Consider the following 20,983-nt stretch of genomic DNA (forward strand, 5'->3'; position numbering starts at 1 on the left):
GCCGTCGGGCGGGCGGATCGTGTTAGATCCGGAATTGCCACATGGCTTCCGCGTCGCGGTCCCGCCATGCCGGCCGGCGCGCGATCGGATCTTGCAGGGTGCGCACCGTCTTGCGTCCGCCGGTGAAGACGAAGCTTTCGACTTCGATCTCCACCACTTCGAGGCCCATGTAGTAGGTATCGCGGAGCGTGGACACGGCCTCGGCGCCGAAGGCCTGGGCCAGGTGCTCGCGCAGCAGGGCGGCTTCTTTCTTGCCGAGGAAGAGGAAGGCCGGCGTTTCGCCATGTTCGCACTTCGAGCGGATCAGGTCGGAGACGGCACTGGTATTCCAGACGCCGTTGAGTTCCAGTTCGGCAGCGAGGGTGGCGCTGTCGGGGAACGGGGTATCATGTTGCGTGTTCATTCAGTTGTGTGGGAGTGGGTGCCCGGGGAGGGCCAGCAAACTACGTGCCGTGACCCCGGTTTTATCAAACAGGGCCGGATGATCCTCCTGAAAGGATTGTCGTTAGGGCTCGTATGTCGGCGCCTATGAAACGATGCCCGGGGGCGGGAAAAAATCTCTAACCGGCCACGATCCCGACACCTTGGCGGCCCGGATCCATGAATGCCGCTCCCGGATCCGGCGCTTGCTTCGCCTTTGAAATCATTGGGAAGAGGCGCATTCGTGACATTTCGGGTCTGCCGGATGCTTCCTCCATGAAGTAGTCCGGCTCCCCATGAACGTCCATTCCGCTCCCCGCCGTGTTTTTCGGCCCCGCCACCGCTCGTGGCACCGCCATTCCCCCGGCAGGGCTTCATGGAATGAATGGGTCGGGGACGCCCGGCCACCTGGTGACGACCGGATCCGTGGCGTGGCGGGGTTGTTCGTTAAAGTGGTCCTTGTTCTAACGGCGCTGGTCGTGGCCGCCTTATTCTTCCGTTAGGCGCTCACGGGATCTCCAGCAACCGCTCTCCGAACACCCCGATTACGGTGGTGTCCCCGCAACGGGTGAAGGCATTCACATGCTGATGGCCGTGGATGAAGTAAGCCGGCTTGACCCGCTCGATATATCTCAGGAAGGCGTCGAAGCCCTGGTGCACCTCGTCGTCCCGCTCGTGGATCCCGCGCGGTGAATTGTGGGCGATGAACACATCCACCGCCGGGAAGGCATCGAGCACCGCCGATACCTCCTCCTGATCGTATAGGTGGTGCCCCCTCGGCTTGTAGCGCCAGCAGCCGCCGAATCCGCCGAAGCGCAGCCCGCCGTGCTCCGCCACCACTCCATGCAGCGGCGTCACGAAGGGCGCGAACGGCGCATTGCTGTCGTGATTGCCGCGCACCGCGAAAACCTTCTCCGGCGAATAGCGTAGCATCGCCTTCTCAATCGTCCCGTCCCACAGGTCACCAAGCGAGACCAGCAGATCGGTCGGGGTTTCTTCTAACAGGCCGACCTGCATGTCGTCGTCGGCGATGAGGATGAGCATCATGCCCAGGATAATGCCGGTGAAGGTAAATTTCGCCGCTCAAGGCGCGGGCTTGCCGTTAGCCCGATGCCTTGAAGGATTCGCCTTCCGCGGCATCGCCGCCGTGGACTGCGTGCAGCCTGCTGCCGCTGTCCCGATGCAGCCTGCTGCGAGGGGCGCTGCAAAGGCGAAGCACTGGGAAATGGCGAGCTGCGGACGGAGCTTGGATGCAGAACTCTCCCGTGCTTCACGGCAGCAGGCTGCCTGCCGAAAGCGGCAGCGGGCTGCGCGCAGTCCACGGTCGCTACGCGACTACCTTCCCGGTGAATTCTTAAAGGCATTGGTCCCTAGTCTGCGCCCGGAATCACTTCCCCGCCTTCCCCGGATACCCCTCCCACAGCCACTCCAGCGCTCCGGCCAGGGTCTGCTTGGTGACCCGGCCATCGGTGTGGCCTGCACCTTCGGAGAAGACGTAGCGATACTGATAACCCTTCGCCTTCAGGGCCGCGGCCATGCGCTGGTTCGCCATGACCCAGTTGTGCAGTGATGCCTCGTCCTTCTTCGAGCCGTTATCATTCTCGCTGACCTGGAGCCAGATCCGGATCAGCTTCGGCTTTTCCTTGGGGATGAAATTCTCGTGATACTCCCAGGCGCCGTGCGGGGACTTCGGGTCGACGGGCGATTGCTGGTCGACGTAGGTGCCGGAGTAGGTCAGCACGCGGTGATACCACTCCGGGTGGAACCAGGCCATGGTGAAGGCCGCCGCGCCGCCCGAGCTTCCGCCCATCGTCGCCCGGGCCTCGGGGTCCTTGGTAAACTTCAATTTGGAGTCCTTCTCGATCTGCGGCAGGACTTCCTTCTCGATGAACTCCGCGTATTGGCCGGAGACCGTGTCGTATTCCAGACCGCGCTGGCTGCCCTTCGAATCGCCGCCGCCGGAGTTGATCATGATCGCCACCATCGCCGGCACGCGCTTCTCGTGGATCAGGTTGTCCAGCACCTTCGGCAGGACCCCCATGTAGCCGAGCCCGTCCTGCGCGATGATGAAGGGCGCAGGCTTCCTGCGGTTCAATTGCTCCGGGATGTAGACCGCCACCTTGCGCTCGTAGGGGACGGTGCCCGGCTGGTTCTTGGCGATGCCCTTGTAGATCTTGCTGTCCTCCGACTTCATCGTGAACTCGCGGATCTCACCCTTCGGCACGCCTTCCTTCACTGCCAGTTCCGGCGCGTCCGCATAGTCCGGGCCGATGCTGAACTCGACGTTGTCGGTGGTCTTGGCCGGGGAGGCCGGTTCGGCGTTTAGGAGGGCCGGGCTGGCGGCGAGGACGAGGCAGCAGGCGAGGGATCGTTTCATGATCGGTAGTTCGGAGTTTGAAGAATCACGCGCTCTCCCCGGACAGCCAGGCCTTGCGCGCCGCTGCGAGATGGATCGTGCCGGTGAGATACGTCTTCGCCCGGCCGCCAATGATCACGCGATCGCCGCGGAGCATGCAGCTCAGCTCGCCGCCGCGGGTGGAGACCTGGCGGGCGGTCAATTCGTGCCTGCCGATCTGCGCGGACCAGTAGGGTGAGAGCGTGCAGTGCGCCGAGCCCGTCACCGGGTCCTCGTTCACCCCGGCATTCGGCGCGAAGAAGCGGGATACGAAATCGCACTCCATGCCCCGCGCGGTGGCGATCACGCCCAGGGTATCCAAGCGGCTGAGTTCGGCGAAGTCGGGCTTCAGCGCGAGCACTTCCTCCTCCGTCTCATAGACCGCGAGGTAATCGCGCGCTGACTTGGCGGTGAAGGCGGGGTATTTTCCCAGGCCCTTCACCAGGGCTGCCGGCACGTCGCAGGCCGCCGCGGGCAGGGCCGGGAAATCCAGCGAGAGCACTTCGCCGCGGCGGCTGACCCCGAGGTCGCCGGACTTGGTCTTGAAGCTCACTTCGTCACCCTCGAGCCCGCGGTGGCGGAAGAGGACATGTGCCGCCGCGAGGGTGGCGTGGCCGCACAATCCGACCTCCACGGTCGGCGTGAACCAGCGCAGTTCGAAGCCCTCCGGACCCGTCACCACGAAGGCCGTTTCCGGCTGGTTGTTCTCCGCGGCGATGGCCTGCAAGGTCTCCTCCGGCAACCACCCTTCTAACAGGCATACGCCCGCGGGGTTTCCGGAAAAGAGCCGGCTCGTAAAGGCATCCACTTGGAAATACGGGAGGTCCATGGGTTGGGTAAGGGTAAGGGTGGGAAATGAAATCGGGTGGCTACCCCTCGTTTATAGACCGGGTTCCCGCCCCTAGTCATGAAAATCCTGCGACACGGGCGGGATTCTTTCGCGAAGCTTCAAGCAGCTGGGGACGTCGGTACACGAAAAGGCCTATCCCCGGGTGGCGGAGGATAGGCCGGAGATCTGAAAACGGGATGCTCAGGCGATGCCGACGAAGCCCTTCGAAACGAGGTAATCGAGCACCACGGCGAGGGCCTCGCTCACGGTGGTGGCGCCTTCGGCGTAGGCGATCTTCAGCAGCTTCTTGTCGGCCTTGAGAGTCGCCTTGTCATGGGTGGCCAGATAGAGCGCGCCCGGGGCCGTGGTGAAGTTTTCATACTGGTAGGTAAGCTTCGGCGTGAAGAATTCGATCGTGCTATCGCCGAAGGTGGCGCTGGTCGTATTTCCCACCAGCGAGCCGCCGCCGGCCGTGCCGCCGAACAGGTCGTCACTGCGGAGGTTGAAGAGGCTCTTGTTGGTGTTGGCCAGTGAGAAAGCGGCCGGCTTGCTACCAAGGACGGTGAAGGACTTGGCGGCGGAATTGATCACCACCACCTGTTCCGTCGCTTCGGCACGGCTCTGGATGTAATAAACGAGGGTCGAGTCGCTGCCCTTCTGGCTAAGGCTGGCCTCGAGCTTCTCGAACTTCGATTTGATCGTGCCCTTGAAAATTTGCACGCTGGTGTTCGGGACGACGATTCCCCCGGCGAGGGAGGCGGCGGTGCCGAGGGCGAACATGGAGAGGACGGTTAGAAGAGTCTTTTTCATGGTGTGGGAGTGCTAGGGCGGGGTTGTGGAATCTGCTTCCACTGCTTAAGGTTAGTTAAATATCAACCAGCCTTGTCTTGCAAGGGGATTTGTATGGCGCTGCGGTCGACCTCATGCTTGATCGGGGCATTGCTTCCGCCCTTTGATGTCCGCGAAATCCGGCATTTTCCTGATCCTGCTTTTGCTGCTCGGCGCGGCCGGGTTCTTCCTATTCGCACCGCAGGAGCTGCCGGAATCCGGAGCGGTGTCCGGGCCGGCAGGCAAGGCCGGTCCGGCCAAGGAGCTTCGCAGCGGTGAACGGCCGGAAACCGCTCGCCGGGAATCCGCACGCGCCGCCCGTTCCGCGGAGGAGGGCCGCGAGGCCACCCGGACCTTGCGCAGTTCGGTGACCGTCGAGTTGTCCCCGGACATGAAAGCCTTCGGAGAGGGTGCCGCGCTGGATGAAGCGACGGCTGCGGCGCTGGAAGCCGGGCGGCTGCAGGGAGCGGAACTCCATGCAGCACTGGGCGCGCTCGGCAGATCGGGCGGGGAGGGCATGGCCAAGGCCTGGGAGATCGTCCGCGACGAGCACGATCCCGCGGCCAAGCTGGCGGTGATGCGCTCCGCCGCCGCGAAGGGCGGGCCGGGACTGGCCGCGATTCTCAAGGACGGGCTGGCCGCGGCCCACCCGCAGATCCGCTACGAGGCGGTCGAACTGGTCGAGCCGCTGCAGGGGAAGGACGAGGCAACGCGCCGCGAGGTGCTAGGAGCGGCGGCGTCCGGCGATGCCGCGGTGGCAGCAGGAGCGCTCGGGCAGCTCGCCCAAGATCCGCGGAAGGAAGATCTGGCGCTGATGTTCCGCTTCCTCGACCACCCGGATGCCGAGGTGGCGGCATCCGCGCGCGGGACGATCGACTTCTACGTGGATGCGGAGTTCAAGACCACCGCCGAGGCTCAGGTGTGGTGGCAGGGGAACCAAGCGCAGTTCGACGACGAGTTGGAGCCGGTGGAATGAGGCACCGTGGCGGTCCGCCTAGTTCTCCACCAAGGCCTGCGGGATGGTCCGCACCTGCTTCTTGAGAGCGCGGATGACCTTCGGGGCGGCGAGGACGAAGAGCCGCACGCGGTCCTCGCTGTCGCGCGACCATTGCAGGTCGATCTCGCTGCGGACCCCGCTGACCTTCACCGGGAAAAGCGCGTTCTTCGAGCCGTGGGGACGCTGTTCCTCGATGCGGTCCATGAGGTTCTTCACCTGCTTGTCCTCGAAGCCCGAGTCGACGTTCTCCAGGATGCAGCCGAAAACGTAGGGCAGATACTCGGTCTGAGTGCGGATCTCGATGCCGCGCCGCGGCGTGTAGGCGAGCTCCAGTTCGTCAAGGATCTCCTCGGAGCTGCTGCGGCTGCGGCGTTCCAGAGAGCGCGCAAGGATCCACCCTGCGAAGAGCCCGCAGCATATAATGCCGGGCAGAATCAAATAAGCGTAGGACATTCAGGTCTCGTATTCCGGTCATCTCGGGGGGAGTGGCTGGTTTCAGGGGGGCATGGTATATGACCAAGCGGAGGGCTCCGGCGTTCAATGTTCGCGGAGCGGATCGTGCCATGCGCTTGCATTGGCGCGCTGCTCCATCTCTCTTGACGGCAGATGCGCGGAGTTAGACTCGTCCTGATCCTGGCCGCGGCCCTCCCGGCCGCGGCTGCGCCCGCCTTTCTCCCCTACAGTACCGACGAGAATACCCTGCACCTCTGGCACCTCGACGAGGCGGGGCCGCCCTTCAAGGACGACGGGGTCAGCCCCACGCCCTTGCTCGGGCTTTTCAATGGCGCGGAGGCGGGCAAGGCGCCCTTTCCGGGCTTCGGTGCCGCGGTCTCCTTCGAGCATCCGGCGCTGCAAAGCACCTCGCCGCCCTGGCCGTACGGGCCGATCCTGCTGGCCAAGCCCGCGCTCGACCAAGGCTGGAAGGACAACGTCGATCCGCCTTTCCCTCTCACCGGGGCCGACGGTGCCTTCACCTTCGAGGCGCTGGTCAAGCTCGACTGCCTGCCGCAGGACTCGCCGAGCCAGGCGCTCGACATCGTCAGCATGGATGACGAGGACAGCGCGAACCGGACCTTCATCTTCCGCATCGAGAAGCCGGGCTTCCTGTGCTTCCTGCCGATTACCGGCACGGCGGTGCGCGGCGGCGGTCTGGCCACCATCCCGGTGACCGGTCCCCACGCGATCGTGCCCGGGGAATGGTTCCACACGGCGGTGGCGTACGATGGCCGCGAAACCGCGGTGAACAATCTCAAGCTTTACTGGACCCGCCTCTCCGCGGGCAACGAGGTGGCCAACCTGATCGGCCAGGGCACGCTCACCGCCGACCTCGGCCACCGCTTGGGCGACTTCGCGATCGGCAACTCGGGCCAGACGAGCGGCAACGGGCCTTGGGAATACTTCCCGGGATCGATCGATGAAGTGCGGATGAGCAGCATCGCCCGCCCGCCCTACGACTTCTGCTTTGTCAGCGAGGATGCGAAGTACCGGGCGGTCGAGATCACGCGCCGCCAGCCGATGAGGATCCCGCAGCTCGGGATGATGCTCCGCCAGGTGTCCGTCGCCGAGAGCCCGATCGCCATGCCGCCGCAGGGCAAGCCGCTGGTGCTCGGCTGGGGCCTGCACCGTCTGGATTTCGACTTCAGCCTGCTACCGGGAGTCGATGCCGACCCGTTGGCGGTGCGCTCCCGGCTCGAGGGGCTGGACGACGAGTGGCACCCCTCGGCGCGCGGGATGACGATGGAATGGGAGATGCTCGATGCCGCGGGCAAGTCGCTGGCGCGCCGCTTGTTTCCGGTGACCGGCGCCAGCACCGGCTGGGAACTCGATGCGATCAATTCGCCCACGGTCCACCGTTCCGAGCCGCTGTTCATCCCGGAGGCCACCCGGCGCCTGCGGGTGACGGTTTCCTCCGGAACCCCCGATACCACCGGGACCTGGGTGATCGACGACCTGAGCCTGACCCGCTCCAAGGCGCCCGCCAACAATCTCTGGCCGAACGGCTCCTTCCGGGCCGGCGAACGCACCAACCAGATCGGCGGGATCCCCGCCGGCTGGGTGCGGCGCGGCAGCGAGCCGGCGATCGCCCGCCTGATGCAGCTCAATTCCGGACCGGCGCTCGGCCTGCTGGATGCCGCGCAGGATCACTCTGCGATGTGGATCTCCCAGCAGGATCTGCAGGAACTGCCGGCGAAGGGCGGCGAAACCTATCTCCTTTCCTGGGCGGAGGCCTACAACGTCATCCCCGGGGCCTCGCTGCGTGCCACCTACATCAACGTGCCGGCCGGGCACTATACCTTCCGCGCGATTGCCGTGGGCAACGATCCGGCGGTGGGGACCACCCACCTCGCGTTCCCCGTGGTCGTGGAGGAGCCGTTCTGGAGCCGGGGCTGGTTCATCCCGGCGGTGGTGGCGGGCGGTTTCCTGATGGTCGGGCTCGCCTCTTTCGCCGCCTATCGCCGGCGCTCCCGCCATCGCCTCGCCGCGATCAAGCTGCAGCACGCCGTCGAGCGCGACCGCGCCCGCATCGCGCGCGACATGCACGATGACCTGGGGACGCGGGTGACCGTACTCAACCTGGCGGCTTCCTTCGTCCGGCGCGCGATCGGTGGCGATCCTGAGAAGGCCCGGCAGCAGATCGTCCGGCTCGAATCCGCCGCGCGGGATCTGGTCAATGCGATGGACGGCTTGGTCTGGGCGGTCAATCCGTCCAATGACACGCTCGACCATCTGGCCACGCACTTGTCCGCGGTCGCTCAGGAAATCTTCCGCGATAGCCAGGCGAAGCTGCGGATCTCGATTCCCTCCGACCTGCCGGCGGTTTCGCTGCGCTCGGATTTCCGCCATCACTTCGCGCTCGGGGTGAAGGAAGCGCTGCACAACGCGCTGAAGCACGCGGGTCCCTGCGAGGTGACACTCCGCCTGTCGGTAGCCGGGGGGGATTTGGTCGCGGTGGTCGAGGACAATGGTCCCGGCTTCGATACGACCCTGCAGCGCGAGGGCAACGGCCTGCACAACCTGGCGAACCGTTTCGAGGAGCTTGGCGGAACTTTCCGCATCGATTCTGCGCCCGGGAAGGGTACCCGCGCGGTGTTCAGTTGCCACCTGCCGCGGATTCCGTCATTGCCCCCGTCATGACTCCGGCCAAGCGCTCCATTGCCATCGTCGAAGATGACTCCGCCCTCAGGGAAACATTCCGCGAAACGCTCAACGCTTCCGACGTGTGGCGCGTGACGGGGTGCTACGGTCGCGCGGAGTCGGCATTGCCCGCGATCCAGAAGGATCCGCCGGATGCGTGTGTGGTGGACATCCAGCTTCCCGGGCTGTCCGGGATCCAGCTCCTGCGCAAGCTGAAGCCGCTATGTCCGCAGACGCAGTTCCTGATGGTTACGGTGTTCGAGGATGCCGACCGGGTCTTCGAAGCGCTGGCCGCGGGAGCCTCGGGCTACGTGCTGAAGAAGGACATCGACTCGAAGCTGCTGGAGTCCCTCGAAGACGTGGTGGCCGGGGGCTCGCCGATGTCGAGCGGGATCGCGCGGAAGGTGGTGCAGCACTTCCAGATCCCGGTCGCGGAGCGGGATGAGGACTACCATCTCACGGCCCGGGAGAAGGAGACGCTGGACCTGCTGGCGAAGGGCTACCTCTACAAAGAGATCGCGCACGAGCTGGGAGTCCGGATGGAGACGGTGAGTTTCCACCTCGGAAACATCTACCGGAAGCTCCACGTGCGGACGCGGACCGAGGCGGTGCTGAAATACATGAAGCGGGATTCGGACGGCTAAGGGGGCGCCCAAGGAGATTCTTCCTGAATCCGAGGCCTCTTCCGATCCATAAGCCCCCTTACCCCCATGCGGCCTTTGAAAAGCAGCGTGAGGAATGAGGGGGCATCGCCCAGGACCGTATTGACCGCCCGGTCCATCTTTTAAAGGCGGAGTGTATCCGTCCGTGCTGTTGCAATGGTGTCGGAGCTTGGAACCACCCGGGAGCCGCAGGAAAGGGCCGCCGGACCCGGAGGAGCTGAAGAGCCCGTCGGGACTTCCGAGGATTACCAGAAATCGCCTTCCGGGTCAAAGCTCAAGTGTTCAAATGCTCATTTGACACCTTTTGATCGGGAAAATTGATGGAGGCCGAAAAAGGGGGACATCGCGTCGTTTAACCTCGGCGCTTGATGGGGTCGAAGACCAGCTTTCGTCGTTACTGCCCCAATCCGCCGCGAGCGGCAATGTCGGTGGGGCAGTCCTTCTGGCAGCCCAATGTCAGGTCGTCTGCTCCGTTGCTATCTCGGGCGAGACTTTGAAAAGACCCTTCTCACCACAAGCACAAGGATCAGGAAAAGCAGAAGACATCCCCCGATAATCAGGAAGTTTGGGGACTTTTCGCGGGCTCCGTTTTCAGTGACAGGATTGGCGTTCTGACGAAGGCTGTCTTCTTTCTTTGGTCTGAGCGGTTTGGGCGTCGTGTCCGAAGAAACGATTGGCTGATTGGGAAGGTAAGTATCCGGCCCGAGATCCGGTGGCTGGGTGTCGGTGAAAACGACCTTCCTCCACTTCTCTTCCTCAGGCCGGATAGCTTCTCCCATTTTGTCGGAGGCCTTGTCAACAGCACCTCCTTGGTAGATAACTGGAATCGACGGATCGCCCTTGACGGACCGGAAGATATCGACCAGTTCAGCCTGATGATCTGAGGTTGCATTTCTCAAATGCAGACTTCCGGGCTCGAATTCCAAGACCAGTTTCTGATTGAGATAGGACGACTCGCTTGTCCGATATTCGCGGATCCGTCTGTTGATCAGGATTTCGGTGCGACCGTCATTGTCGAAGTCGGTGAAATAATAGGCAGCCTCCGAAGTCGTCTTCGGGTACGGCCCGGGTAATCTTCCGCTGTCGGTCCAGAGCGTCTTTTCAGAGGGAGCAACCGATAAGATCTCAAGGGATTCGGGACCCAGGCCGATTCGTGCGGACGCTAGTGCCAGAATCTGCTCTCCTCCTGCGATGGGGAGAAACAGGGCACCGTTCACCGTTGAGGTCGCGAAGGGAAACCCGGCTTCCCCGAGCCTCGATTCGCTCGTGCCGGGATTGTAGATTTCGGCCCCGTTCTCGTTCAGAACGGCGAAGACGTGTAAGGGAAAACGCTTCTCCCAGCCGACTTCGGCCCCCGCTAGCCAAGCTTTACCGTGACCTTTGAAACCCGCGGCATCCCGCCAGAAGAGGGGCTTAAATTCGAGAGAAATTGAAGATGGCGGTTCCTTTTTGGAAGCGGCCACTGCATCGGTGACCTTCTTCCAATACGCTCCGACCACTGCAGGCGGACCCTCCTCTCCTGCGGCCCCCCCGCTAAACAGAACCGCAGCGAGGGAGACAGCCCAAAGAAAAGAGCCGGTCTCAATGGGTAATTTCATCGTAGTAAGGTTCCACGTCTGGGATATATTCCAAGTTGTATTGTGGGCCGGAGCCCCGCACCACATTCCCGTTCACCCTGGTCCAATAACGACGACCATTGTAGCGGGTGACAATCTCCTTGGTGATGGTTTCGGCAGGAATGTTCGCGGTGGCGGTTCCTGGATGGAGGGTGTTTTTGATATAGGCGGTACCTTCGGCAAACTTGGTTACAGTCAACTCGTGCCACCCTTCGATCACATTGGCTTTCCAGCGTGCAAATTGGATGATCCGATTCTGGGAACCTGTTTGTTGCGAGATTCCCCAACCATTATCGTATCCACCCACAGGAAATCCATTTCGGACATCCCATTGAGATGGAGGGTTAATAAGGGTGCGATGGAAACCAATGTCAATTCCGACAGTTTCTGGAATCCGTTCAAACTGATCGCAATTCTGGCGTATATCAAACGTGGAATAGCCGGATTCATGGCAGAGCATCGCTTTATACCAGTCGTTGAATTCAGGCATTTGTCGGGTCCCGTCGAAGATTGCTGTCGGGAAAGACTCGACAAAAATGCGCACGGGAGCCGGCATGGCTGCCACGATGGCTGCGGTGGTGTTGGCCCTCCCGGCATCGCCCGGATTGACCCCTAGCACTGCGAAGCTGATCGCATTAGATTCCATGACCTCTCCGCCGGGCAATCGCACTCTTGCAAACAAGCGGTAGTCGCCGGGCTGTAGTCCGCCCTGCGGAAGCGACGGAAGCCTGTCTTCCCACCGCTCGTTTGCTCGAATTGAGACAGCCGTCGGGGCCCCCTCGATGGACCGGAGCCGGTGCCATTGCCAGACATCAAATTTTGCGCCTTCGGAGTTGCCCCAATTGCCGACCTTGAACTTGTAGAGCATGAACCAATCCACGGCAACATCGGCGGGAATGGCTGGATCGCTTCCATCCTCATTCATGAGTTCGAATTGGATGTTCGGCGTCGTATCGGCGGCGTTGATCTCGAAGTAGAAGCGGTGGTTCGCACTTTGAGGGCGTGTCACGGCTGCACCGGCTGCAACCCCGCCTGTCGGGACACGAGGACTTGTCACCGGGGCGTGTTCTAGTAACGGAGCGCTGCCGCCGACCAAATGGATTGCCAGCGCTTTTGCGGCCACGGGAAGAGATTCGTCGGTTTCAGATTCTCCGAACTTAAGAGCCATTTTGATCTGATGGCCTCTGATGATATGGGTGTCGTCCGGCAGCATTTCAACGATATCCGCAAGCGGGACGAGCGAGTTTTCATCCTCGTAGAGGAATATGGGATTTTCCGTAATTAGAACCCGGTTGCCTTGTCCGTCAATTTCTGCTATCACAGGAAGGTCAACGGGAGTGCCGTCTGTGACCAATCCATTCGCCCGAGTCCGCGGGATCACCTTGATATTCGTGATGAAGCCGTCGGGAAAATGACCGATTCGGATTTTGAAGAGCCGGTTGTCCAGGTTGAGGATCGGTTCCAAATGAGTATTCTCCAAACTTGGATTGTTCTTGGTAGCATGAGCTGCCAATTCCGGAAATTCCAGCCTCATCTGACCGTCCAAGCCGTAGTGCGTGTCGGCCGTAGTCGCCCCGGCTTCAATTTCGCGATCATACCACAATTTGAAGTCCCGGATCCGGATGTCATCCGTTTTCGGGGGAGCGAAGCCACAATTGCGTTCCCAGACAAACCCTCCCTGTGCTCCCGCTATCGCCCGCCCTTGAGCATCCAAGTTGGCTCCGATAAATTGGACCGGAAACAGTTGCCAAGTATGCAGTGTTTCTTGATCGGCTACGTCAGCCGTGAGATCATATTCATCCGATTTTTTCTCGTCCTTGCTGATTTCCATCTCGACGAACTCTGTCCCTTCTTCTTCAAGGGTATAATCATCGCTCGCAATATCATCGAAGAAACTGGAAACGTTATTGTTCGAATCCTCCGGCACCAATCCGCCAAGATTAGCACTGAAATGCGCTTTGAGGAAAAGAAACTTGCTGTCCTCCGGAGCTTCCCATTCGCTCTCCAAGCGCACTTGTTGATCGCCCGAATAACCCTGTGCCCTCGTCCAAGTGGACCACTCCCAACTGGCGTGGTAAGCTAGCGCATTGATGGAGTCGAGTTGGAAATATGTGTCGCCAGGATTTCCTTGGACAAACACGGAGCCCGTTTCGGTCCACGCCGAGCGATGGTGAAAGACATTATCAAGATCTACGAAGGGGATCCCAAATGTCAGGGGCGGGAGTCCTGCTGCTTCAATCGGCGCTTGGCCGAAAATGAAATCGTAGAAAGGATCGTTCTCGTCGAAGGTTCGATGGAATTCGATGAAGATTTCCTCCTCTCCACTGTGTGCGGCAAATACCCAGCGTTTCGATGATACGATTTCCGGCCTAACTGGGGGAAGCGATAGCGGGGAGCCCGGATCGGTTCCAGCTTCGTATTCTTCCAGCGCCGTCGCGCCGTCGCCATCCGTATCAGTAGTAGCGTCGGATGGATCGAGCGGATCCAAGTCGTGATCCTCCTCCCAGCCGTCCGGTATGCCGTCACCATCCGTGTCGGGCAAGGCGGGGTTTGTGCCGATGAAAGACTCCGCCAGATCACTTAGTCCATCGAAATCGCTATCTTTTAGGCCGTCGCCAAAGAATTTTATCCGAGCAAAGAAGAGGCCGGGAGGAGGTCCGGGATAAAGCTCCTGCAGGGTGGCCACGAATTCCTTGTTGTTTCCTACTACAAATCCCGGATGATAATTCCAATTTGAAAGGTTGGTCGACCACTGGATTCGATAATGGATGCCTTGCTTGCCGAACCATTTGAATTCGTAGTTGGGATAAGTCCCGACGATTGCGAGGCGCTCGCCGGAACTTGTGGGAATAGAGCCGTCGCGTTCTTCGATAAAATTCGGACGCCCGTCTCCGTCCTTATCGTCATCCGGGCCGGTTTTGGTGCTTGGATCGTTATTGCCATCGCTAGGAGGCAGCGCGTAATAGCTTTCGTAGCCATCTCCCATTCCATCGCCGTCAGTATCGGGATTTCTTGGATCCAAGCCGGCGGCGGCTTCCTGACCATTGGTGAGTCCGTCTCCGTCTTTGTCGCCCGCAGGGTCGAGGCCGATCTCGAAAGCAATCGGAGCGGACATGGCCACGAGGTCGTTGATATCGCGGATCAATCCATAGAGATGATATGTCCCTTCGGACAATCCGTCGAGGGTGCAGGTCCAATTTCCAGGGACAAGCGAGGATACCACTTCCCCGTTGAGATAAATTTCGACGTGGCTTATCTGGCTGAGGCCCCCCGGTCCGCTATGATTTGCCGAAGCGGTGATTTCCACCGAGCCAGCTTCGATGCTGCTGGTCACCGCATGTGACAAGGCGAGTGTCGGCTGCCCTTCGATGATGTTGTTTTGCGAATGAGCGATTGGAAGCAAGGTCGCCAATGAGGTTGCGCCGTTGCCCAACTGGCCGTGGTCATTGCGGCCCCACACCCAGAGCGTGCCGTCTTCCGCCAGGGCCATGCTGGAACCCTGCGTCCCATCGCCGCCGGCCGAAACCATCACGATGTCCTCGAGCTCGCCGGTACCTGCCGTGTTCTTGACCCTCCGGGCATACCCGTTGTCGGCAGCTGTCCCGTCTCCGAGTTGTCCGTAATCGTTGTTTCCCCAAGCCCAGACGCCGCCATTGCCATCCAAGGCCAGGGTATGGCCTGCTCCCGCGGATACTTGAACGATGTTGGCAAGAGGAGAGTCTCCCACCTTGATAGCAAGAACCGGATATGGAACCGTGCCTGCGGCGGTGGTTCCGTTGCCCAAGCGGCCATCGTCGCTTTTGCCAACGGACCAGACAGTTCCTTGCAGAGCCGGGTCGCCTTCTTTCCATCGTAGAACCACGCTGTGAGCCTCCCCGGCGTCAACGTCCCAAGCGTCGGTTAGTTCGGTACTGGCATTGAGTTTCATGGGAAAGGCCCGGGTGGTGCCGGTGGTGTTTCCCAAACCCAGTTGCCCGACGTGATTGTGTCCCCATACCCACACCCGTCCGTTTGTTCCGGAAATCTCTGCAGCGTTCGGCTCCCGGGCAAGACCGAAGGAGTTTCCGGCGGCTACCGATCTGATTCCTTCCAAATCCGGATAGGAGGGGATGTCTCCTCTTTTCACAGCTCCGGCAAATTTGCGGCCGGAACTGCTATTGACCCCATTCCCGAGGCGCCCGGTGGACTGCAATCCCCAACTGACAGGATGACCGTCAGCGAGTAGAGCTACCGTGAATTTCTCTCCTGTGTCGGCATCCGCGCAGTCTAGGAGAAAGTCACCTGTCGTGGTGCTTTTGAGAACCTGTACCGGTGTCGAACTGTCGCTGGTTGAATTGTTGCCAAGCTGGCCATCCCCGTTCTCGCCGAAAGCCCAGATCTTCCTGTTTTTGTCGATCACGAGCGAGTGATCGAAGCCTGCCGAGAGCATGGCGCCGTCGTCGAAGAACCCGGGTGTTTGCAGAACCCGGCCAGGAACCAGAATATCTTGAGCCGATGTAGCGCCGTTGCCGAGACGTCCGCTCGCTTGATTGCCCCAGGACCAGACTTTTCCGCTCACGCTTAACGCCATGCCGTGCTGATATCCGGAGACGATTGCACCGGTGATCCTGTAGTCAGCTATCGCAACGTCGCTTGAATCCTGCCCGACCCAAGCCTTGGCCTTGACGATGGCACTGCGTGTAATTCGAAGATTTTCTCCGGGAGCAAGCAGCGGATCAAAGACGGTGGGCTCGTGGCCATTGAGGGTATAGCGAATCTCTGCCCCGGAAGTGGCTGATGCAACTGCAACGCCGAGCGAAGTCGCTGAGTCCGAACTAGGAGGCAAAAAAATCGGAGTTGCCACCTCGACGCCAAAAACGGAAGATGAAAGCAAGATTAACGTTGCAGTGACAATGTTTCGGGACGGTCGGAGGAGCTTCATTAGATATGATTTGAGTGGGCAGTGGGAGATCCGACATGGCAAGAAGATATCCGTATTGTTAGATTGGCGGCGGGGTTAGGTCTTTAATGGCACTATTTTTGGCACGCCCCTTTGGAAAAATCGAATCTTGCGTCCTCGCCCCCGCCGCAACGCCTCGCGTGCCCGGATTGCAAACCCGCAATCCCAGGCTTGTTCACGGTCCGTCCAGCATGCGGACTGGTGGAATACGATGGCATGGAGGGCCATTCCAACTGGAATGCCACCGCCGCTTTTGCAGTCAAGCCGCGGAAATCATCCCCAATCCGCTTTTGCGGAATCCCAAATCCCCGCAGGTTTTTCGGAAATCTTCCAAGATTCACATCGATGCAATCTGTTGACCGTTAGCTCTTTAATCGTTTCCTATGGATACGCCTAGGTATCCATTCTGCCGGGGTTCGGATAAGAGTTCAGTATCCGCCGGATAGTACCGGGGGGAAAACCCATGAAACTCCAGTCTTACGATGCTTGCGCAGGAGACTTATCGCTGCCGGATTCCCTCGAACACGAGTCATTCCCGGCGGTTGCCGACGAAGCTGATTTTCCCGGGATCACCAAGGTGATCCGGACGATCCGCGAGGAGTATTCGCGACCGCTCAACGTGTCCACCCTGGCGCGGGAATGCGGGATGTCGGTGCGCTCGCTGCACCGGGGCTACCGCGCGGTGACGGGTAACACGGTCGGCCGCGATCTCCTGAACCGCCGGATCGAGGCTGCGGCCGACATGCTGCGCGAGGACGACATCAAGCTGGAGCCAGTGGCGATGGAGACCGGGCTGCGCAACGCCAAGAACCTCTGCCGCCTTTTCAAAGAACATTTCGGGATCACTCCCGGCCAGTGGAAAGAGTCCTTCCACGGCACCTGCGCCCGTAACGCCTGAATCGTTTTGTCCGTCTAAACCCAATGAAGAATTTTCGAGTATTTCCAGGTCAGCATCGTTTTCCGTGCCCTGGGTCGGGGCAAGGAGAGGGCACCGCGCGGTTGGGTTTTCCGCGCGGTGCCCGGCTTGCCAAGCGGGGCTTCGCGCTGATCATCACCCTGACGCTGATGGCACTGCTGACGATACTTTCGATCGGCCTGCTCAGCTTGTCCACGATTTCGCTGCGCACCAGCAGCCAGGGAGACTCGGCGGCCCGCGCCCGGGCCAACGCGCGGCTGGCGCTGATGATGGCGATCGGCGAGCTGCAGCACTTTGCAGGGCTCGATACTCGGGTCACGGCCAAGGCCGACATCCTCGACCAGAACAATCCGCCGGTGCTGGGCGTGTGGAAGAGCTGGGAGGGCACGGACCATGATTCATCGGGCCGGCCGATTTCCCCCGGCAGCTACGAATCGCGCAAGCAGCAGCGCTTCCTGCGCTGGATGGTCTCCGGCGACAACAAGACGCTGCCGGATACGAGCGAGCGCTCGGGCAGCGTGCCGCTGGTGGGCCCGCACACCGTGGGCGATGGTGGCGGCCGCCAAAATCTACAAATCCACCTGGAGCCTGTCCTCATCAAGGAAGGCGTCGAGCACGGTGGCTACGCGTGGTGGGTCAGCGGAGAGAACCAGAAGGCCCGCTTACCCCGGCCGTATGAGCCCGAGACCGACTCGCCGGCCCGTTGGTCGGTCCTGGCGAAGTCCCATTCGGTAGCCGATCCATCGATGTTCCGGATGGACGATCTGCTTGAGACGCCAGAGACGGCACAGAAGGTCATCAGCCACCAGCTCAGCGACCTCGTCGGCAAGCCGGAAGGCGGGCTGCGAGTTTCGAGCGAGTTCTTCCACGACATGTCCGCGGTCTCCAAGGGCCTGCTGACGAATACCGCCACCGGCGGTTGGCGCAAGGACCTCTCCCTGATGACCGAGAACTGGAACCAGCTTGCCAGTTCGAACCTGCCTTTCTTCCGCGCGACGCCGGACAAGGATCTGATGTCGAGCAAGCCGAGCAGCGGGAATGCCTTTGCCTCGCGCTCAATCCTGTATCCGTGGTCGGGCTATCGCGGTAGCGGGGGCGAAATGGCAATCTACCGCCACGGCGCGGTGAGTACCTGGGAGAATCTCAAGGACTACGCCACGGCCTACAAGCGCATCACCGCGACGTCTTCCGGCCGGAACCGGATCGCTCCGGTCTCGACCTCGATCGACGGGGACAATTACAGCTTCATCCACAAGGTGCGGGTACTGCCGGTGGTGGCGCGGATCCAGTGGGTCTTCTCCCACTTCGCGAGCGGTCCGATGGCCCCGAGCAACCTGGTCGAGCCGCGCTTGCTGCTGACGCCGGTATTCACGATGTGGAATCCCTATAGCGTGGAGATCAACGCCGCCCCGGCCGTCTTCCAGCTTCAGAAGCCTCTGCCTGCGGCGCTGAGCTATTCCTTCAACGGGGTCAAAAGCGGAGTCTACAACAGCGTTCTCTCGGGTTCCACGAACTACGGGCGCATGTCGAAGGCGGGCTCGCTGCAATACAAGATCTCAAGTCCGTATGTGCTGGCACCGGGGGAGACCCGGGTGTTCAGCCCTACCGGCAGCACCCAGGTGGATGCTTCGATCCTCGCGCCACCTCCACCCCCTTTGGAACTTGCGCCCGGCTACCGGGCGAAGGGCGGGCACTATTTCCCGCTGATGACGAACGTGGATAACGACCAGCGCATGATGCTGTCCTCGGGGACCATGATCGGCGTCGATGCCAAGTTTGATAATACCTATAGCGACGAGGCTCTGGGGGTGGGCATCTTCCTCGACATGCTGCTGCCGAATTCCAATCCGGCTAACATGCGCCATCTGGCCTACCGCATGACCTACACTCCGGAAATGGCGAAGGCGGTGTACCAGGATTTGCCGGATCTTGCCGATGCCTCCCTGGCCGGCGCCGCCTCCACGCCGGTGCCCTTCATGTCCGCGATCTTCGGCTCGCGGATGGCCAGCCGCACCCACATCCCGGCGAAGGGCCTGGTGCAATCCAGCCCGCTGGTGAACTACACCGCAATGGGCAACAAGGACACGGTAGAGACCACGATCAAGCGTCACTACAACGGCACCCGGCATCCGGTGAATTCGCCTTTCGACTTCAGCTTCGTCGAGCACACGGCGGGCGGTGACAGCTACCTGCCGAATAGCGAAGATTCTTCGCAGCGCGGCTACATCGTCACCGGCTTCCTGAAGGGCGACGGGCTCTCGCGCTGCGTCCTTGCGGAGATCCCGGTCCGCCCGCTCCTGTCCCTCGGCGAACTCCAGAACTGGGACCTGCGCTACGAAAATCCGGTGCCGCCCTTCGCCTTCAACCTGATCGGCAACAGCGCCGCCACGCCGCTGATCCCGGCCAATGCGGTGGTCGATTCCGGGAACGCCGCCCCGGTCGCCGTCAATCTCCAGCACGACGACTCCTATTGCGCGAACCACGTGTTGTTCGACGACTGGTTCTTCTCCTCGATTGCCCCCGATCCGAGCAATTACGGGACCTCGGGCAAGACGCTGCAGCAGACCTTCACTTCCTTCGTGACGGGCGAGAAGCCGCTGGGCAACGCCGCTTACCGCCCGATCCGCGAGGATGCCGGCGCTGACGCCGCGAAGGCCACCAAGATTTACGATACCTACGTGAAGGGCACCAATGCCTGGAAATCGGTCGCCTCGCGGATCGAGGTGGACGGGATGTTCAACGTGAACTCGACCTCGGTGATCGCGTGGCAGGCGCTGCTCGGCCATGCGCGGGACCAGAAGGTGCCCTATATCAAGGAAGCCGGTGGCGCGTGGAGCGTGGATACCTCCGAAGAGTTGGATCATCCATTCAGCCGCTTCAGCATCGCCGGTGACGCGGAGGCGGGAAAAGGCGGGTCCTCCGGGAATTTTGCGGAAGCCACCGAGTTTGCGGGCTTCCGGACGCTGGATGAGGATCTGATCGAAGAACTCGCGAGGGAGATCGTGGAGCAAGTCCGCGAGCGCGGGCCTTTCCTGTCGCTCTCGGAATTCGTCAACCGCCAGCTTTCGTCGGGTGAACTGGCCTTGGCCGGAGCGGTGCAGACCGCGCTCGACCAACTGGCGAAGAAGGGCGCGAGCAACCCCTACTCGATCATCCAGGGCTTGTCCAAGGATGCGGTTTCAAATCCCGACCGTCCGCAGGATGCGGAATACCGCTTCCCTGCGGCAGCGGCGGGCGAGAGCGCCTATGGCTTGCCGGGCTGGACGCGGCAGGCGGACGTGTTGAGGCCGCTGGCGCCGATTCTTTCAGCACGCGACGACACCTTCACGATCCGCGCGCACGGTGATGCCCGCGACGACAAGGGTGTGATCATCAGCCGCGCGATGTGCGAGGCCGTGGTGCAGCGCTCGCGCGACTACGTGGATGGCACGGACGCGGCGGACCTCGCGACGGCGCCGACGAAGGATGTGAACAAAGCCTTCGGGCGGCGTTTCTCAATTGTCAGCTTCCGCTGGCTTAGCCCCTCGGAAATCTGACATAGTCCGCCCATGAGACTGCTGGTACTTCTAATTGCCTTCCTTCCTTTTTCGTCCTTTGCCCAGGAAAAGTCCCGGACCTGCCGGATCCTGGTGATGGGCGAGCGCGGGAGCGTTCCTTCGAAGCTCTACCTTTACGACGGGAAGGCGGCGCGGGAGATCGAGCAGCCGCGGATGAACCTTTCAAAGAGGTATGAGATGCCCGCGGGTGCGCTCTCGCTGAAGATGCTTCTCGCACCGCCGGTTGAGGGTCAGCCGGTCGATCCGGCGGCACCGGTCGCCGCGGTCCCCGAGAACGTCGGGGCCTTCTATCTGCTGCTGACTGCGGATCCGACGAACAAGGCCGTGCCGGTGCGGATGCAGGTGATCGATGCCTCGGTGGAGAACTTCAAGCCGGGGCAGATGCTGTGGTACAATCTGACCGGTGTGGATATCGGCGGCCAGGTGGGCAAGCAGCAGGTGGTGGTGAAGGCCCGCTCGAAGCTGATCTCCGATCCGCCGGCCGCGGCGCGGGGAGACTACAACGTGAACCTGTCCTATCGCGCCTCCGCTACCGCCCCGCTCTATCCGGTGTTCGAGACCAAGTGGATTCACGATCCGGCGGCGCGTACCGTGCTCTTCATCGTGCCGGAAGCCGGTAGCCCGATTCCGCGGGTGATGGCCTTCCCCGATAATCCCGAGGTAAAAGAAGAGGGAAAGAATCCCTGATT

At 61.4% G+C, this 20,983-nt stretch carries 14 protein-coding genes; 6 read left to right on the top strand and 8 right to left on the bottom strand.

Translation table 11 applies throughout. The features are described from left to right. Positions 1-22: 22 nt before the first annotated feature. From ABWK72_RS20375 to ABWK72_RS20395, 5 genes are all read right to left on the bottom strand, one after another. Complete coding sequence (locus tag ABWK72_RS20375) at positions 23-403, bottom strand: hypothetical protein (protein ID WP_367871419.1); 381 nt, start codon at positions 401-403, stop codon at positions 23-25. Positions 404-927: 524 nt separating this feature from the next. Then, positions 928-1,467 (bottom strand): metallophosphoesterase, encoded by a 540-nt coding sequence (locus ABWK72_RS20380; protein WP_367871420.1) that lies wholly within the window; start codon positions 1,465-1,467, stop codon positions 928-930. A 340-nt stretch (positions 1,468-1,807) separates the two neighbouring features. Then, the gene (locus ABWK72_RS20385) at positions 1,808-2,797 is read right to left on the bottom strand and encodes an alpha/beta hydrolase (protein ID WP_367871421.1); all 990 of its coding nucleotides are present in this window, start codon (positions 2,795-2,797) and stop codon (positions 1,808-1,810) included. Positions 2,798-2,822: 25 nt separating this feature from the next. Continuing rightward, positions 2,823-3,644 carry a PhzF family phenazine biosynthesis protein gene (locus tag ABWK72_RS20390; RefSeq protein ID WP_367871422.1) on the bottom strand — a complete coding sequence of 274 codons (822 nt, stop codon included), beginning with the start codon at positions 3,642-3,644 and terminating at the stop codon, positions 2,823-2,825. A gap of 201 nt (positions 3,645-3,845) precedes the next feature. After that, the gene (locus tag ABWK72_RS20395) at positions 3,846-4,454 is read right to left on the bottom strand and encodes a hypothetical protein (protein ID WP_367871423.1); all 609 of its coding nucleotides are present in this window, start codon (positions 4,452-4,454) and stop codon (positions 3,846-3,848) included. 145 nt (positions 4,455-4,599) lie between these two features. Here ABWK72_RS20395 and ABWK72_RS20400 point away from each other — a divergent pair, with 145 nt between their 5' ends. Then, complete coding sequence (locus tag ABWK72_RS20400) at positions 4,600-5,448, top strand: hypothetical protein (protein ID WP_367871424.1); 849 nt, start codon at positions 4,600-4,602, stop codon at positions 5,446-5,448. A gap of 18 nt (positions 5,449-5,466) precedes the next feature. Here ABWK72_RS20400 and ABWK72_RS20405 read toward each other — a convergent pair whose 3' ends face one another. After that, on the bottom strand, positions 5,467-5,922 hold the full coding sequence (locus ABWK72_RS20405) for a hypothetical protein (RefSeq protein ID WP_367871425.1): 456 nt from the start codon (positions 5,920-5,922) through the stop codon (positions 5,467-5,469). A gap of 153 nt (positions 5,923-6,075) precedes the next feature. Between ABWK72_RS20405 and ABWK72_RS20410 the strand changes: the two genes are divergently transcribed. Then, positions 6,076-8,604 carry a histidine kinase gene (locus tag ABWK72_RS20410; RefSeq protein ID WP_367871426.1) on the top strand — a complete coding sequence of 843 codons (2,529 nt, stop codon included), beginning with the start codon at positions 6,076-6,078 and terminating at the stop codon, positions 8,602-8,604. Next, positions 8,601-9,248, top strand: a complete 648-nt coding sequence (locus ABWK72_RS20415; RefSeq protein ID WP_367871427.1) for a response regulator — start codon at positions 8,601-8,603, stop codon at positions 9,246-9,248. The genes ABWK72_RS20410 and ABWK72_RS20415 overlap by 4 nt, the downstream gene beginning before the upstream one ends. Positions 9,249-9,742: 494 nt before the next feature. Here ABWK72_RS20415 and ABWK72_RS20420 read toward each other — a convergent pair whose 3' ends face one another. Together ABWK72_RS20420 and ABWK72_RS20425 are read right to left on the bottom strand one after the other, a co-directional pair. Then, positions 9,743-10,864 carry a hypothetical protein gene (locus tag ABWK72_RS20420; RefSeq protein WP_367871428.1) on the bottom strand — a complete coding sequence of 374 codons (1,122 nt, stop codon included), beginning with the start codon at positions 10,862-10,864 and terminating at the stop codon, positions 9,743-9,745. Then, on the bottom strand, positions 10,848-15,803 hold the full coding sequence (locus ABWK72_RS20425; RefSeq protein WP_367871429.1) for a chitobiase/beta-hexosaminidase C-terminal domain-containing protein: 4,956 nt from the start codon (positions 15,801-15,803) through the stop codon (positions 10,848-10,850). Before ABWK72_RS20425 ends, ABWK72_RS20420 begins: the two co-directional genes overlap by 17 nt. A gap of 481 nt (positions 15,804-16,284) precedes the next feature. On the opposite strand from ABWK72_RS20425, the gene ABWK72_RS20430 reads away from it, so the two are divergent. From ABWK72_RS20430 to ABWK72_RS20440, 3 genes are all read left to right on the top strand, one after another. Further along, a complete protein-coding gene (locus ABWK72_RS20430) occupies positions 16,285-16,719 on the top strand; it encodes a helix-turn-helix domain-containing protein (RefSeq protein ID WP_367871430.1) in 435 nt (144 codons plus the stop codon). Between the two features lie 101 nt (positions 16,720-16,820). Further along, entirely contained in the window at positions 16,821-20,273 is a 3,453-nt protein-coding gene (locus ABWK72_RS20435; RefSeq protein WP_367871431.1) for a hypothetical protein, read from the top strand. Positions 20,274-20,285: 12 nt separating this feature from the next. Further along, entirely contained in the window at positions 20,286-20,981 is a 696-nt protein-coding gene (locus ABWK72_RS20440; RefSeq protein ID WP_367871432.1) for a hypothetical protein, read from the top strand. Positions 20,982-20,983 lie beyond the last annotated feature (2 nt).

It is taken from the genome of Luteolibacter sp. Populi (genome assembly GCF_040801775.1).
Taxonomy (GTDB): Bacteria; Verrucomicrobiota; Verrucomicrobiia; order Verrucomicrobiales; family Akkermansiaceae; genus Haloferula.